The organism is Mesorhizobium sp. WSM4306, assembly GCF_007003975.1.
In the GTDB taxonomy this organism is placed as follows: Bacteria; Pseudomonadota; Alphaproteobacteria; order Rhizobiales; family Rhizobiaceae; genus Mesorhizobium.
Window position 1 is genome coordinate 40,307 of sequence record NZ_VFTC01000003.1, and the last position, 15,122, is coordinate 55,428.

Here is a 15,122-nt window from a genome sequence, read left to right on the forward strand (position 1 = left end):
CGCCGATCAGCCAGACATATTTTTGACTTCAGCATTATTAGCGAAGCAAAAAGTCTAGGATGGCATGTCGGACTTTCCCAGAGCTTTCAGGATAAAGCGAATCTGCTCGCGCAGGCCAGCTTCGTTATCTTCGCCGTGTCGAAGGCGGTGCTCGATCAGAATCGGGTGGAAAAACGGCGTGAAGGCGGTCTTGACCGCGCGCGCTGCTTCCACGGAATCTTCGACCTTGAATTCCCCTGCTTGGATGCCCTCGCGGATAATCGCTTCGAGGATCGTTACCACCCGCTCGGTATGCGCCTTGATGATCGCGCAGTTCTCTCGCATGGCGGCGACAATCATCTCGTGCATGCGCTTTTCCTTGACCAGTGTGGTCTTGCTGTGGTGGTGCATCGCGGTCAGGAGTTGGTCGAGTTTCTCCGGAGCCGGCGCGCTCGTGCATGCGATCGCAGAGGCGATCTCAGCGACCTCGTTCACGACCCGCCCACAGATGGACTCGATGATCGCACCCTTGGAGGGGAAGAAACGATAGACATTTGCCGTGCTCATGCCGAGTTCGGAGGCGATATCAGCCACCGATGTCTTATGGGTGCCGAGGCGGCGAAACTGCTCGTCCGCCACAGCCAGGATGCGCGCGCGCATCTCGTCGGGATCAGTTCGTGTTCGAACTGGACGATTCATGCATGTCTCCAGAATTGATGAAGCGAACCGGCCGGACTCGCGTGGACGATCGTCTGTAAGCGGCAAGTTCGTGCCGTTGGCCCTGCCTGTGTCCAGGCAGCGCCAACGGGCAAGAATTTGAACCGTCTCCTGCGATAACGGAGAGCTACTCGGCCGCCATTGCTGCTGGCACTTCCGGTCCCTCCGTTGAATTCTCCTGGACCTCATCCGCAGCCGGCTTGATCCGGAACCACGCGACATAGAGCGCTGGAAGGAACAGCAGTATTAGCACCGTGCCCGCCGCCGTGCCGCCGATCAGCGTATAGGCCATCGAACCCCAGAAGACGGAGTGCGTGAGGGGGATGAAGGCCAGCACGGCGGCAAGTGCGGTCAGGATCACGGGCCTTGTGCGTTGCACCGTGGCCTCGATGACGGCGTGATAGTCGTCAAGGCCGGCGGCACGGTTCTCCTTGATCTGTTCGGTCAGGATCAGCGTGTTGCGCATCAGGATGCCGGCCAATCCTATGAGGCCCAGAATAGCGTTGAATCCAAAGGGCTGGTTGAAGGCGAGCAGCATAGGCACGACGCCAACCAAGCCTAACGGTGCGGTCAGCACGACCATCGCCATCGTCGAGAAGGATCGCACCTGCAGTATGATGACGATCAACATGGCGGCGATCATGGCCGGGAAGACTTTGCCCAGCGCGGTGTTGGCCTTAGCCGCCTCCTCGATCGATCCTCCCATTTCGATGCGATAGCCGGCCGGAAGGGATTTGATCAGGGGCTCAAGGGCCGTCATGATCTGCTTGGAAACCTCTGGAGGCTGGGTCGCCTCATTGATGTCCGAGCGGATCGTGATGACCGGCGTGCGATCGCGTCGCTTCAGGATCGGCTCTTCCAGGCGGACTTCCGAGTGACCGATCTGGTCGAGTGGAATCTGGCGGCCATCCCGGCTCATCAGCGAGAAGTCCGCCAGACGCGTCGGATTCAGCCGCTCGCCGCCGGCGCTGCGTGCCACGATGGGGACATTGCGAATGTCCTCGCGGACCTGCGTGACGGGGATGCCGGTGAGAAGGAACTGGAGTTGCTGGGCCACCTCCGCCGGCGACAGGCCGATGAGGTTCAGTCGATCCTGATCCGGGATGAAGCGCAGTACCGGCGTGCGATTGCCCCACTCGCGATTGGCCTGCCGCACGTCCGGCACGCTGCGCATGATGTCGAGGGCTTTTTCGGAGATGGTGTACAGCTGCTGCGGGTTTGGCCCCATGACCCGGAACTCGACCGGGAACGGCGTGTAGGGTCCGAACACGAGTTGCGTGACACGGACGTTCGCTTCGGGGGCAAGCCCTGTCGCGACCGCTACACGGAGCCGGTGCTTCAAAGCCTCGCGCGCCTCCGCGTCAGGTGTCAGCACGACGATCTTGGCGAAGGCGGGATCAGGCAATTCGGGCGCCATGGCGAAGAAGAAGCGGGGAGCGCCCTGACCGACATAGCTCGTCACGATCTTGGCCTCGGGCTGGCTGCCAAGCCAGTGTTCCAGCTTCTCGACCGTGGCGGTCGTCGTCCCGATGCTGGTGCCTTCCGGCAGGCGAACCTCGACCAGCACTTCGGGGCGATCGGATGTCGGGAAGAACTGCTGCTTGAGGCCGCTCATGCCGACAACCGAAAGCGCGAACACGATGCCGACGGCAGCGCAGGTCACGAACTTGTGGCGCACGGCAAAGGTGATGAGCCGGCGAAGGCGCCGATAGTTCGGTGTGTCGTATATGGCGTGAACGCCGCCTTCGACTGGTTTGATCGCGGGCAGCATCTTGACGCCCATATAAGGGGTGAAAATCACAGCGACGATCCAGGAGACGATAAGGGCGAATCCCACGACCCAGAAGATGTTGCCGGCGTATTCGCCGGCCGTCGAGCGCGCGAAGCCCACCGGCAGGAACCCGGCGATCGTCACCAGCGTGCCTGAGAGCATCGGCGCCGCGGTGTGGCTCCATGCATAGGCCGCCGCCTTGATGCGGTCCATGCCCTCTTCCATTTTCACCACCATCACCTCGATGGCGATGATGGCGTCGTCAACGAGGAGGCCAAGCGCCAGGATGAGAGCACCGAGCGTGATGCGGTCGAAGAACCGGCCGGTTTCCAGCATGATGAGAAACACGACAGCGAGCGTCAGCGGGACGGCGGCCGCCACGACGATGCCGACGCGCCAACCGAGGCTGAGCAGACTCACCAAAAGCACCACGCCGAGCGCCATCGCGAATTTGAGCATGAACTCGTTCACCGACGAGCCGATGTTCACGGCCTGATCGCTGACCTTGGCCAGCGTCATCCCGAGAGGCAGCGTCTGTGCAATCGCCGCCGATCTCTCCTCCAGCGCCTTGCCGAGCTCGAGACCATTCCAGCCCTCCTGCATCACCGCCGCGAGCATGATGGTCGGCTCACCCTGATGCCTGATGATGTGGGTGGGAGGATCCTCGTAGCCGCGCCGAACCTGGGCGACGTCGGAGAGCTTCAATGTCCGTCCCGCGGCGACGATCGGCGTGTCGGCGATCGCCTGGACACTGTCATAGGCGCCGGCGACCCGGATGAAGACCTGTGGCCCCTCGGTGTCGATCGAGCCCGCCGGCGTGACGGTGTTCTGCCGCTGCAAGGCGGCAATGATGTCTTGTGCCGACACGCCGAGGGTTGCCAGCTTGGCATAGGAAAACTCGACGAATATCTGCTCGGGACGTTCGCCGAGGATGTTGATCTTCTTGACGCCGGGCACATGCAGAAGGTCTTGGCGAATGGTCTCGGCCTGCCTCGCGAGTTCCCGCATCGGCATGCCTTGGGCCTTCAATGCATAAAGCGCGAAGCTCACATCCGAATACTCGTCGTTGACGAAGGGACCGAGCACGCCGGGCGGCAGGTTGCGGGCTTCATCCCCGAGCTTCTTGCGGGCCTGGTAGAACTCCTCCTGCACGCTGGATGGCGGGGTGCTGTCCTTCAGCGTAACTGTCAAATAGGCATAGCCTGGCCGTGTCGTCGTCTCGACACGGTCGTACCAGGTCAATTCCTGAAGCCGCTTCTCCAGCGGTTCGGCGACGAGGTCCTGCATCTCGCGCGCCGTTGCGCCCGGCCATACCGTCGTGACTGTCAGGGTCTTGATGGTGAAGTTGGGGTCTTCGGCACGTCCAAGCATGAGGAAGGCGTAAGCACCGGCGGCGACCAGCAGAATGATGAAGAAGAGGGTTACGGCTCGCTCGCGAACGGCGATCGCGGAAAGATTGAGGTTCATCAGTTGCTCCCGCTTCCAGAAGCAGTCCTGACGCGGGTGCCCTCCTGCAGGAGATGAGCGCCGAGCGCAACAATCGAATCACCGGAACTCAGCCCAGAGATCACGGCGGTTTCGCTGGTCAAACGAACAAGCTTGACGGGCTGAAAATGTACGGTCGAGGTTGCGCCGTCCAGAATCCAAACGCCGGTCTTCTGGCCATCATCCAGCAGGGCTCCCAGCGGCACCTGGACTTCCGGTTCGCTCGCCTGGCTTGCAAGCCGAATGGTTACCGTCGCGCCAAGCGGTGCTGCCGCGGCCTCACCGTCGAGCACATAGCGGGCCTCATAGGTGCGGGTCTGGGGATCGGCAGCGTCCGACAACTGCCGCAGATGCGCCGTAAAATGCTGCCCATCGGCCCCATACAAGCCCGCATCGGCGACCGAGCCGATCGCCGGTCGGATCGTTTCGGGAAGCGCGACAACCGCTTCGCGGGGGCCAGCGTTCGCGATCCGAACCACGGTCTGTCCTGCGGTGACAACCTGTCCCGGCTCGCCAAGCGTTTCGACCACCGTTCCATTTGCGTTCGCGTCCAGAATGGAATAGGCCGCCTCGTTCTGCGCGACCTTCGCTTCCGCTTCCGCGGCCGCGAGCTGTGCGGTCGCGGTATCAAGTGCTGCCTTCGCCTGCTCGTAACGCTGCGGAGTTGCAGCCAATTCCTTCTGGACCAGGACGGCATAGCGCTTTTCGTCGGCGCTCGTCTGAACCAGGACAGCGCGTGCCGCGGCGACAGCGTTGCGCTTCGCGGTGAGCGCAAGAACGAGATCGGTATCATCGATCCGCAGCAGCGGTTGGCCTGCCTTGACCTGTTCGCCGACGTTCACAAGTCGCTCGATGATCTTGCCGGGGACGCGAAAACCAAGATTGCTCTGCACCCTCGCCGCAATTGTGCCCGTGAAGCCGCGTTCAGATCCGGCGACCCCCGCTGCCGTCACCAGTCTGACCATCGGAGGTTCCTGCCTCGGATCAGCCGCGGCAGCGGCCGTGTGCGTGCGAAGCGTAATGAATGCGGCCACCCCCAGCCCCACGACCAAGATGCTCCCCAGTCCAATAACAAGTCGCTTTTTCATGCCCATCGCCTCCTGTGAAAATAGATTGCATTCATACTCTATAACTGATATAGATTATGAACGCAATCAAAAAAGGAGACGAATGATGCGTGTGACTCGCAGCCAAGCTGAGCAGAACCGGCAAACCGTGATCGATGTAGCGAGCCGGCTTTTTCGGGAGCGCGGATTCGATGGCATCGGCGTCAAGGATTTGATGGAGGGCGCCGGGCTGACCCAAGGCGGGTTCTACAAGCAGTTCGCGTCCAAGGACGACTTGGTCGCGCAGGCGTCCAGACGGGCATTGGAGAGCGCTGCGAACCGATGGTTGACGGCGGCCGCGGCGAGCCCTGAGGATCCGCTTGGCGCCGTGATCGACTTCTATCTCAGCACGGGGCATCGCGAGGAAAAGATGGACGGCTGCCCGGTGGTTGCGCTTGGCTCGGATGCTGCCAGGCAAGGCGCCGAGGTGAAGGCATCATTTGAGGCCGGCATCCGAGAATACCTCGAGATGCTGGGCTCATGGGTTGGCAAAGCCGGCGGCGAGGAGGCCGGCGGTAAGGCCATGGCCGTTCTCTCGACAATGGTCGGTGCGGTCGTCCTCTCGCGCGCCGTCAATGATCCCGACCTCGCGAAGGCTTTTCTGGGTGCGGCGTCCGATCAAGTTCGCGAAGCAGTCGCGGCTTGAAAGCCTCACGCAGCGCTGGCGACGCACCCAAGCGATAGGAGAATAGATGCGACGAATCGTTGTTACGGGCATGGGAGCGGTCACGCCCCTTGCCGCACATGTGGAAGCATCCTGGTCGCGTCTGCTGGCCGGTCGCTCGGGCATCCGCAGTCTGCCGGACGATGTCGTGGGAGAGCTGCCGGCGAAGATCGGCGGCACGGTTCCTTCATTGGAAGTGGATCCCGAGGCCGGCTTCGATCCCAATACCGTCCTGGCGCTGAAGGACCAGCGCAAGGTGGATCGCTTCATTCTCTTCGCACTGGCGGCAGCGGAAGAGGCGATTGCCCAGGCGAACTGGAAGCCGGTCTCGGAAAATGACAGGGTCCGCACCGCAACAATCATCGCCTCGGGGATTGGGGGGTTCCCCGCCATAACCGAAGCGGTGCGAACGGTCGATCAGCGCGGTGTTCGACGTCTTTCACCGTTCACGGTGCCATCCTTCCTGGTCAACCTGGCGGCAGGACACATTTCGATCCGTCACGGCTTCAAAGGTCCGCTCGGCGCGCCGGTGACGGCGTGCGCGGCCGGCATTCAAGCGATCGGCGACGCGGCTCGTATTATCCGCGCCAATGAAGCTGACATCGCGGTGTGCGGCGGAACCGAAGCATGCATGAATATCGTCAGCCTCAGTGGGTTTGCCGCGGCACGCTCTCTTTCGACCTCCTTCAATCACCGTCCTGATGAGGCCTCCCGCCCGTTCGACATGTCGCGCGACGGCTTCGTCATGGGCGAAGGCGCCGGCATTCTGGTCATCGAAGAATTGAGCCACGCGCTTGCGCGCGGCGCCAAACCGCTCGCCGAACTGGTCGGCTACGGCACGACGGCGGACGCCCATCACGTCACTTCCGGTCCCGAAGACGGCGATGGCGCGCGTCGAGCCATGGAGATCGCGATTACCCAAGCCGGCATTTCGGCGCGCGAGATCAGCCACCTCAATGCGCATGCGACTTCCACGCCAGTCGGCGACCTGGGAGAAATCGCCGCGATCAAAAGCGTCTTCGGGGAAGATTACGGCATAGCGGTCAGCGGCACGAAGGCGGCCACCGGACACCTGCTTGGAGCCGCCGGCGGGCTTGGCGCGATCTTCGCGATCCTGGCGCTCAGGGATCAGGTGGCACCGCCTACCCTCAATTTGAACACCCCTGATCCAGCGGGTGAAGGGATAGACTTCGTCGCAAACCGGGCCCGGCCAATGGAGATGGAGTACGCAATCTCCAACGGCTTTGGCTTCGGAGGCGTCAACGCCAGCGCGCTGTTCCGACGGTGGGATTGGCGCGCCGGTTGATTGAGAGCGCTTGCCTCATTTGCCGTCACAAACAAAGAAGAGATATGAAATGCTAACGTCTACCAAATCCCAGCCAAGCCTCTTGCAAATATCGGACGCGCTCAGTCTGCGTTATGAAAAGAGCGGAAATGGGCCGCCATTGATCCTTGTGCATACGATCCGCACACAGCTTGAATATTTTCGCGGTTTGGCGCCGCTCCTCGCCAAGTCGTTTACGGTCTATGCCATCGATCTGCCTGGACACGGCCATTCGCCGATCGACCCGCTCGCGTCCTTCGATGAGCCGTATTTCAGGCAGAGCGTCATCGGCTTCATCGAGAAGCTCAACCTCACCGGCGTCACGCTTGTTGGCGAATCGATCGGGGGTGCGTTGGCTCTCACGGTCGCTGCCGCCATTCCGCGGCGGGTCGAGCGCGTCTTCGCCAGCAATCCTTACGACTACGAAACCCGTTATGGCGATGGCCTGCGACGTGGCAACTGGTTCGCGAACCTCATCATCGGAAGTTTGCAGATCCCAATTCTTGGTCCGTTCAATGCGTGGATGGAAAACCAGATGGTACTCGGCAAGATCATGGGTGGCGGATATCACGATCCGCGTAAACTGCCTTCCGAGCTTCTGGCCGAGTTCGGCCGGGTGGCGCAACGCCCTGGATATAAGCGCATCGCGCGCAAAGTGCTGGCAGGTTGGCGATCCTGGAGCGAGGCGCGGGACCAGTATCGGCACGTCTCAACGCCCGTAACGCTCATCTATGGCGACAGTGACTGGTCGCGCCCCAACGAAAGGGAGCGGACCAGGGCACTGCTCCCTGACGCGCGCATGTTCACTCTCAAGGATACCGGACACTTTTCAGCGGTGGAGAATCCATTGGGACTGGCACGCATCATACTCGGGAGCTAGCTGCAGAATCTCAACCGCCTTATGACGGGAGATGGCGACGCCTAGGCTGGCCCAGCAGGCGACGCGGCGCGTACATGAGCTTTGCTGCATCATGAGATGCAAGACAATTCGAGTCCTCCGTTGTCATGTCTGGACCGTCGCGGCGACCTTCGCTGCCACGCCGGCGGTCCAACCCATGGCCGGATCCTGCCCGGCACCAGTCAGGTCGTTCAGTCCGGCGCGATACCGGGCCGGCCATGCTGGCTTTCAGTCAAGTGCGAAGGTCCGCTCAACGTCCGATATAAGGCGCAAACCTTCCGTTCGCGTCGTGGATAGCTGTCGGGTCAGACTCTCCCGTTACCCACCGATGTTTGAGGCACCGAGACAAGCCGATCACGCCCGGCACTGTAGAAAATATCGCATGCTCTCCGAGCGGGGGGAAAGGCGGTAGCGTTCTCCCGCTACCAAAATCTTCCTAAGGTATTGAAATTACAAGGCAAAGGCAGCTAGATGGTAGCCCCCCGGCAGAAATTAATCAGTAATTTCAATGCCGAGCCATCGACTTACTTCTTCCACCAAGAGGATCGCCTGTGTGATATCGGGGGCTTCTGGCGGCCAGTCTCGCTTATCAGGCTTTCTGGAGTGGAGGCGGAGGGCGAACCGTGGTGTTCGTTGGCGAGAATTGGCGGCTTTTCGTCGGTCACGGCTGGTATTCCTTATTGCCTGAGCAGGTGAGGACGAAGGCGTTTTTTACGCGGTATCCCCTCTTGGCTCGGATACTGGAGGCCAGGACGCCGTTCCCGGCGGACGTTCTCGCATCAGCGCCGCCACCAGCGTGCCCGAGACAAAGGTCAGCGCCGCAATGCAGCCAATCGCCCATGCAAGACCGAACAGGTCGGAGATGATGCCCGCCGATAGCGCTCCGATGGCGTAGCCGAGATCGCGCCAGAAGCGATAGACGCTCAGCGAGCGGGCGCGCCAGGATGGGTGCGAAGCATCGGAGACTGCCGCGATCAGGCTCGGGTAGACCATGGCGGTGCCGAGCCCCAAAAGCAGGCTCGCCAGGAGCCACCAACCGAAATCGACGGTGAGAGCGGTGAGAAAGAGCGCAGCGGCCTGCACCCACATGCCCGCGACGATCAGCCCCTTGCGACCCCAGCGATCGCTGAGTGGCCCGGTAGCGATCTGCAGCACCCCCCAGACCGCCGGATAGACTGCTTTCAGTATACCAATGCGCTCGACGCCGAGACCGTGGGCCGCGAAGAAGAGCGGGAAAATTCCCCAGCTCATGCCGTCGTTGAGATTGTTGACCAACCCGGCCTGTGAGGCCGCGAACAGGTTCCGGTCACACCAGCTGGTCAGTGCAAACACCTCCCGAAAACCGAGCTTTGATGCCTCTTTCGGATGGTTAGCCAGTTCCATTTGCACATGCTCGCGCGTATCTCGCACCAGCAGCACCGAAAGGAGGGAGCCAAAGACGGCATAGCCGATCCCAAGATAGATAGGCACTGGACGCAGAGCATACTGGGCCGCGAGATAGCCGGTCAGGAAGGCGGTGACACCGACCGCGAGATATCCGGCGAATTCGTTGAGACCAACGGCGAGCCCACGCCCCTTTGGGCCGACGAGGTCGATCTTCATAAGGACGGTCATCGACCATGCAAAGCCTTGGCTGATGCCGAGCAAAGCATTTGCGGCGATGATCCAATTCCAGCTTGGTGCCCAAATGATCATGAACGGCACGGGTAGCCCGAACAGCCAGCCGAGCACCAGTACGCGTTTGCGGCCCCACTTGTCGGCGAGTTGGCCTGAGACGAGGTTGGCGAACGCCTTCACCACACCGAAGCTGACGATAAAAGACACCACCAGCGTAGTCGAAGTGATGCCGAACTCCTCCGAGCCGATCAGCGGCACGACGGTGCGCTCGATCCCGACCATGCCGCCGACAAAGGCATTTATCAGCACGAGCAGCGCGAACTGGCGCCAGTTTGCAGCGAGGCCAAGCGTGACGTTCGGGGCACCTGTCGCCGCTGTCACGCGGCGGTTCCTGCGTTGATGGCGCGAGTGCGTGCGGCTTCCGGCGGTGGAGGCGGAATGTCCGCAGTCATCGCAGCGACGAATGCCGCCTCGTCCTCAATCCGGAACGCTTTGTTGAACCGACGCTCGAAGCCGATCGTCGACGTTGCCTTCCCACTCAGCGAGCGCCCGCAGACCGAGCCGGAGAAAGCGCCGGGCAGCACTTCGATGTGATCGGGTAATTCCTTCAGTCGCTGCACGCTCGAAAACAGTGCACGGGCCCCGTCCTCGGCGCTGGAGGCGAGTTCGGTGCGGCCGAGATCGCCCACCATCAGGGTATGGCCTGTCAGCACGAACCATGGCTCTGCGGCACGGGTTCGGTCGGTGACCAGCAGCGACAGGTGTTCCGGCGTGTGGCCGGGTGTGTGAATAACCGTTGCCACCACATTGCCGAGTTCCAGTCCCTCGCCGTCTTTAACGGCGCGGAATGGAAAGTCGGCGCTCGCATTTTCGAAGAGCACATATTCGGCGCCGGCAGCCTCGGCAAGCGCCCGCCCCGTGGAGACGTGGTCGGCATGGATGTGCGTGTCGATCACGTAAAGGATTCGCATACCGGTTCTGTGGGCAGCCTCGAGATAGGGCGCGATGTCGCCGACCGGGTCGACCACTGCCGCGGAGGCCTTGCCGCCACAACCAAACAGGTAGGAAACGGCAACGGGGTCGGAGTGCAGGAATTGTCGAAGGATCATTTTGTCTTCTCCGATCGGCGCAGCAGCCTGTCCCGGCAGAGCGTGAGCCGACGCTTGACAGGGTAGCAGGAAGCTGTCATTCAATAATTCGATTGAATGATTTATCGTAAACGCGAAGCCGATGTCAATCCGCAAACCGAAGCAAGCGCTCTATGAACAGTTCGCGATCGTCGCGAAGGCGCTCGGCCATCCGCAGCGGCTGGAACTGATCGAGCATCTGGCGCAGGGTACGCGCAGCGTTGACCTTCTGGCGACGAAGCTCGGCCTGCCGATCGCCAACGTCTCCCAGCACCTGCAGACGCTTCGCCGAGCCGGACTGGTGCATGCCGAACGCGAAGGCAAGTTCGTGAATTATCGGCTTGCCGACAACACGGTGCTGTCGTTGTTCGCGTCGGTTCGATCTGTCGCTGAGCGCCACCTGGCCGAAGTCGACCGCATCGTGCGGGGCTATTTCGATGCTCGCGATGCCATGGAGCCGGTAACGCGGGAGGAACTGGCAACTCGGATGCGCGATGGGCTGGTGACCGTGATCGACGTCCGCCCGGCGGACGAGTTCGCGCTCGGTCATGTGCCAGGTGCGATCAACGTGCCGCTCGCCTGTCTTCAAGAACGTCCACCGGAAATCGACCCGGATCGCGAAGTCATTGCCTACTGCCGCGGACCTTGGTGCGTGATGTCTTTCGAAGCTGTCGCCGCGCTCCGAAAACGCGGGTTCCAGGCGCGGCGCTTGGAAGACGGGCTGCCGGAATGGAAAGCGGCGGGACTACCCGTGGAGGTCATGTTGTAGCAACGGTCGGGGCTGAGATGACGGTCGATGAAATGCTCAGTGAGGCTCGTGCGATGCTGACACCACGTCTGTCGCCTACCGACGCCTACGCAGAGATGCAACGAGGGGCCGTAATCGTCGACATCCGTTACCTTGAGCAACGAGCCCGCGATGGCGAGATTCCCGACGCGGCCATTATCAGCCGCAACGAATTTGAGTGGCGCTGCGACCCAAGTGCTCCGTGGCGCCACGAGATGATCAACAAGGATGATTACAAGCAGCGCATCATAGTGCTCTGCAACCAAGGCTATCAGTCGAGTTTTGCGGCAGCGAACCTCGTGCGCATTGGTCTAGGCAATGTCACTGACGTCGAGGGCGGGATGCAACGTTGGCTGTTGGAAGGCCTCCCGGTCGTGCCGTTCGAAATGCACAAGTAGCGTGCACTTTTGCCTGAAACCGATCAGTGAAAGGAACCGGCCTGATGGTTGGCCTATGGCTTTCGGGCAAGCAGCAAAGCGAGCTCCGGCTGCGGTCCATTGGGCGACCCGCTCAACTCTCCGACCAATCCGGCCTTTGCTAGAACAGAGAGTACGTCCGTCAGTGCCGGGAAGCGGTAAACGTCGCTCGGAAACGCCTGCTTTGCCTTTTCGTCGGCATTCGTGCGGAACACCAGCACCAGCCGCCCGCCGGGCCTCAACACCCGCGCGATCTCGCTAAAGGCACGCTGCAGTTCATCCCAGAAGTAGATGACGTGAACGCATAAAGCCTTGTCGAAGGTCGCGTCGGCAAACGGCAAGGCATCGACACCGCCGATGACCACCTCGACGCGCCGCGATCTTACGAGTTCCCGGTTCCGTTTGACGGCGATCTCGGCCATCAGCATAGATGGGTCAAGACCGACGACCCGCCCGCCTTGAGCCAATGAGGCAAGTGCCCCAAGACTGCGCCCATGGCCACAGCCGATATCGAGGACGCTTTCGCCGGATTCGATGGCTAAACTCGCAATCGCTCGCTGGTTTTCGCTCCATGTCTCATGCGCCATGATGAAGGCGATAAGACGTCCTATCGGCCCTTTGGCAAGGCGCGCCTGCTCAGCGATGAAATGTGGTCTACGCATTTTGCAAATGAGTCCTCAACGTGGTTCAATCCGAAGGAACCGAACGTTGCTCGTTGTCGACGGCGTCGGCTCGCCGATTTCAGAAATCGGCTAGCCGATTCCGGAAGCCGAGTGACTGGTCCCGCGGTGTAACGGCGGGATGCTCCCTGGAGAGGCAGCCGCTTTTGCGCGAAACGCCGTTGGTGTCAGTCCGGTTTCCTGCCTGAACGCGCGGTTGAATGGCCCGATGGACTGGAATCCTGCATCGAGCGCGATTGTCGATATCGGCACGCCGAACTGGTCGGGGTCCAGCAAGGCCTGTTTGGTATCTTGCAGACGCCACTGGTTCAGGAAGGCGCTGAAGTTCCGGTGACCCAATTGTCTGTTGATGACGCGCCGCAGCTTGTGATCGGGAATGCCTAACCGCACGGCCAGGACTGCGATCGACAGGCCTGGCTCACGATAGACGCGCTCTTCCCGCATCAACCTGTCGAGACGCTTAGCAATCCTTGCTTCCTCTCCTGCCGGTACGACCATCGACTCGATGCTGCCTCGCCGCGCCTCAGATATCGGAGCGAAAAGATCAGATTCGACCTGCAGCAAGGTTCCGATGCCGGCTAGTCCCAAAGCGAGAAGGGCAGCGGCGGCGACCGGCGACAGAGCCTCGACGCGATATCCTGCCAGCTCCAGAATCTGCATGCCAATGACGGCTACCGCGTACAGCGCTGCCATCGCGAGGATCGGACCTCGCAAACCGCGGCGCGTTTCGACGAGATCATTGCGCCAACCGCCCCCTATGACGAAGAGAGCGTGGCCTGCCAGCGAGCCTGCGATCAGATTTTGCAGCAACCACAGGGGCTTCGATGCGCCTGGCGGCATCAAAGCCGCCGCTAGGCTAACTATGAGCAAGCCAGCCGCAGGCATAAGGCGGAGAGTGAAGGCGCGCCCCCGATCCTCGAATAATTCCACTGCGAAGGCCCAGAGAAACCCCGCCCCCATCGCGGAGAATGCCCACACCGCCGGCCATAGCCAGGCCAGCGCCCCTGCCAGCAATGGCATTTGCGTCAAAGTGTGCGCTGCCGCGGCAAGACAAAACAGCAGGCCGGTGATCCGGACCGACGAAAGACGTCCACGACCGATGACGATAGCAAACCCCAGGAATACGCCGACGGCAGCACCCCTTGTCAGAACCTCGAGTAGTTTTGCATCGTCCATGCTGATGAAGTAGCACATCGCTGGCCACGCCGCCTCGACCAGGCATGTAGTTGGCCTAGGATCGGAACGGTGCGAGCACATACTGCCAGAAGCCGGCAATGAGTCAGTTTTGAAATTTCGTTGACAAAACTCGCGTTCGCTCGCTTTGCTACAGGGTTCTCTAATATACGGAGGCAGCGATGCCGCACACGTATCGATGTAGAGACTATCCGGGGATGGAGGCTTGCCCGGCGAGCTTCACGGCAGAGAGCGCATCAGAGGTGATGAAGCATATTGAACTTCATGCCGAGATCGCCCACGGGGAAGACCCGAAGCAGTGGTCACAAGATGACCGGGACCAACTCCAGAAGCTGATTGCCGCTAGTTAGGCACGCTTCTTGTAACTGCCGCGTACGGTCGGCTTCTCGGCTTCCTTCGCCTCGATAAGCGCAACGCCGTCGGTGCGACCGTCAGGCCTGGCGGGCCATCAGGTCGGCGAACCGCTGGAGGTAGAGCGGCCAGCCTTGATCACCGTCAACACCATCGCGCACGCTTTCCCAGCCCTCGCCATGGCGTCCAAGATTTCGGTGCTCGATCTCGACGCGGGTCCGGTCCGCCGTCTCGGCAATAAACCGCACTTCCCACTCGCTGGTCTTGTCGGGATCGGCCTCGATCTGCCATTGGGGGCTGATGTTCCAGCTCAGGACCAACCGATTGGGCGGCTCGTAGGCCAGAACTCGCGCCCAGCGGCACTCGCTGCCATCGATGCCACGGTCATATAGGTAGCCGCCGATGCGAGGCTCGAACACCGTCTCGGCGATCTGGACGGGGAGCATGTTGTGCTCGGCGGGTTTGAACTTGCCGAAGTCTTCGGTGAAAACCTTGAATGCGCGGTCCATCGGTGCTTCGACCACGATCGAGTGTCTCACGGACGTGTCTGCTGTCTGTGTGCTCATTGGGATTCCTCCGGCGGTTGCTCAACGGCCGCCTTGTAGGCCGCCAGCGTCTTTGTCCAGAACCGGTCGAGCTCCGCGCGAAGGCCAGCAAGCCCTTCGGGATCGACCCGGTATATGCGGTGTTTGCCGGCCCGTGTGTCTACGACGAGCCTTGCATCCTTGAGGACCTTCAGGTGTTGCGAGACCGCGCCTCGGGTGACCGGCATGGTACGAGCCAACTCACCAACGGAGCGCGGTGACTCGACCAGAAGCTCGAAGATCGTCCGTCTGGTCGAGTCACCGAGCGCGGTCCAGCCGTTGTTCAAGTTAGTCTCCACTAACGCGTCAGAATAGACTAACGCGTCGCGATGTCAACCATGTCGAATGCACGAATGGAGGATGGAGCGATCCGAGAATTCCGTTTTCGCCGTACGTTCCCACGGGGAACCCGACAACGCATT

Annotated in this window: 15 protein-coding genes; 6 read left to right on the forward strand and 9 right to left on the reverse strand. The window is 61.3% G+C overall.

Going from position 1 to position 15,122, the window contains the following annotated elements; all coding sequences use genetic code 11:
• Positions 1 to 54 precede the first annotated feature (54 nt).
• The 3 genes from FJV77_RS05805 to FJV77_RS05815 all read right to left on the reverse strand — a co-directional run bounded on the left by FJV77_RS05805 (position 55) and on the right by FJV77_RS05815 (position 5,040).
• A complete protein-coding gene (locus FJV77_RS05805; RefSeq protein ID WP_142865903.1) occupies positions 55 to 678 on the reverse strand; it encodes a TetR family transcriptional regulator in 624 nt (207 codons plus the stop codon).
• 145 nt (positions 679 to 823) lie between these two features.
• Positions 824 to 3,934 (reverse strand): efflux RND transporter permease subunit, encoded by a 3,111-nt coding sequence (locus tag FJV77_RS05810; RefSeq protein WP_142865904.1) that lies wholly within the window; start codon positions 3,932 to 3,934, stop codon positions 824 to 826.
• Positions 3,934 to 5,040, reverse strand: a complete 1,107-nt coding sequence (locus tag FJV77_RS05815) for an efflux RND transporter periplasmic adaptor subunit (protein ID WP_142865905.1) — start codon at positions 5,038 to 5,040, stop codon at positions 3,934 to 3,936. The genes FJV77_RS05810 and FJV77_RS05815 overlap by 1 nt, the downstream gene beginning before the upstream one ends.
• A gap of 85 nt (positions 5,041 to 5,125) precedes the next feature.
• Here FJV77_RS05815 and FJV77_RS05820 point away from each other — a divergent pair, with 85 nt between their 5' ends.
• The 3 genes from FJV77_RS05820 to FJV77_RS05830 are packed head-to-tail and all read left to right on the forward strand — an operon-like array spanning position 5,126 to position 7,926.
• A complete protein-coding gene (locus FJV77_RS05820) occupies positions 5,126 to 5,704 on the forward strand; it encodes a TetR/AcrR family transcriptional regulator (protein WP_142866127.1) in 579 nt (192 codons plus the stop codon).
• A 46-nt stretch (positions 5,705 to 5,750) separates the two neighbouring features.
• Positions 5,751 to 7,028, forward strand: a complete 1,278-nt coding sequence (fabF, locus tag FJV77_RS05825) for a beta-ketoacyl-ACP synthase II (protein WP_142865906.1) — start codon at positions 5,751 to 5,753, stop codon at positions 7,026 to 7,028.
• A gap of 49 nt (positions 7,029 to 7,077) precedes the next feature.
• Positions 7,078 to 7,926, forward strand: coding sequence for an alpha/beta hydrolase (locus tag FJV77_RS05830; RefSeq protein WP_142865907.1), 849 nt, complete (start codon positions 7,078 to 7,080; stop codon positions 7,924 to 7,926).
• Between the two features lie 729 nt (positions 7,927 to 8,655).
• Here FJV77_RS05830 and FJV77_RS05835 read toward each other — a convergent pair.
• Complete coding sequence (locus FJV77_RS05835; RefSeq protein WP_142865908.1) at positions 8,656 to 9,942, reverse strand: MFS transporter; 1,287 nt, start codon at positions 9,940 to 9,942, stop codon at positions 8,656 to 8,658.
• A complete protein-coding gene (locus FJV77_RS05840) occupies positions 9,939 to 10,670 on the reverse strand; it encodes an MBL fold metallo-hydrolase (protein WP_142866128.1) in 732 nt (243 codons plus the stop codon). The genes FJV77_RS05835 and FJV77_RS05840 overlap by 4 nt, the downstream gene beginning before the upstream one ends.
• A gap of 121 nt (positions 10,671 to 10,791) precedes the next feature.
• Here FJV77_RS05840 and FJV77_RS05845 point away from each other — a divergent pair, with 121 nt between their 5' ends.
• Both FJV77_RS05845 and FJV77_RS05850 read left to right on the forward strand, forming a co-directional pair.
• Positions 10,792 to 11,457 carry a metalloregulator ArsR/SmtB family transcription factor gene (locus tag FJV77_RS05845; protein ID WP_142865909.1) on the forward strand — a complete coding sequence of 222 codons (666 nt, stop codon included), beginning with the start codon at positions 10,792 to 10,794 and terminating at the stop codon, positions 11,455 to 11,457.
• A gap of 17 nt (positions 11,458 to 11,474) precedes the next feature.
• Positions 11,475 to 11,873, forward strand: coding sequence for a rhodanese-like domain-containing protein (locus tag FJV77_RS05850; RefSeq protein ID WP_142865910.1), 399 nt, complete (start codon positions 11,475 to 11,477; stop codon positions 11,871 to 11,873).
• A 53-nt stretch (positions 11,874 to 11,926) separates the two neighbouring features.
• Here the strand turns inward: FJV77_RS05850 and FJV77_RS05855 are convergent, their stop codons facing one another.
• On the reverse strand, positions 11,927 to 12,478 hold the full coding sequence (locus tag FJV77_RS05855) for a class I SAM-dependent methyltransferase (protein ID WP_185970203.1): 552 nt from the start codon (positions 12,476 to 12,478) through the stop codon (positions 11,927 to 11,929).
• 165 nt (positions 12,479 to 12,643) lie between these two features.
• Positions 12,644 to 13,765, reverse strand: coding sequence for a helix-turn-helix domain-containing protein (locus FJV77_RS05860; protein ID WP_185970204.1), 1,122 nt, complete (start codon positions 13,763 to 13,765; stop codon positions 12,644 to 12,646).
• Positions 13,766 to 13,926: 161 nt separating this feature from the next.
• Here FJV77_RS05860 and FJV77_RS05865 point away from each other — a divergent pair, with 161 nt between their 5' ends.
• On the forward strand, positions 13,927 to 14,115 hold the full coding sequence (locus FJV77_RS05865; RefSeq protein ID WP_142865913.1) for a DUF1059 domain-containing protein: 189 nt from the start codon (positions 13,927 to 13,929) through the stop codon (positions 14,113 to 14,115).
• Positions 14,116 to 14,196: 81 nt separating this feature from the next.
• Here the strand turns inward: FJV77_RS05865 and FJV77_RS05870 are convergent, their stop codons facing one another.
• Positions 14,197 to 14,682, reverse strand: a complete 486-nt coding sequence (locus FJV77_RS05870; protein ID WP_142865914.1) for an SRPBCC family protein — start codon at positions 14,680 to 14,682, stop codon at positions 14,197 to 14,199.
• Positions 14,679 to 14,987, reverse strand: coding sequence for a metalloregulator ArsR/SmtB family transcription factor (locus FJV77_RS05875; RefSeq protein WP_246691149.1), 309 nt, complete (start codon positions 14,985 to 14,987; stop codon positions 14,679 to 14,681). Before FJV77_RS05875 ends, FJV77_RS05870 begins: the two co-directional genes overlap by 4 nt.
• Positions 14,988 to 15,122 lie beyond the last annotated feature (135 nt).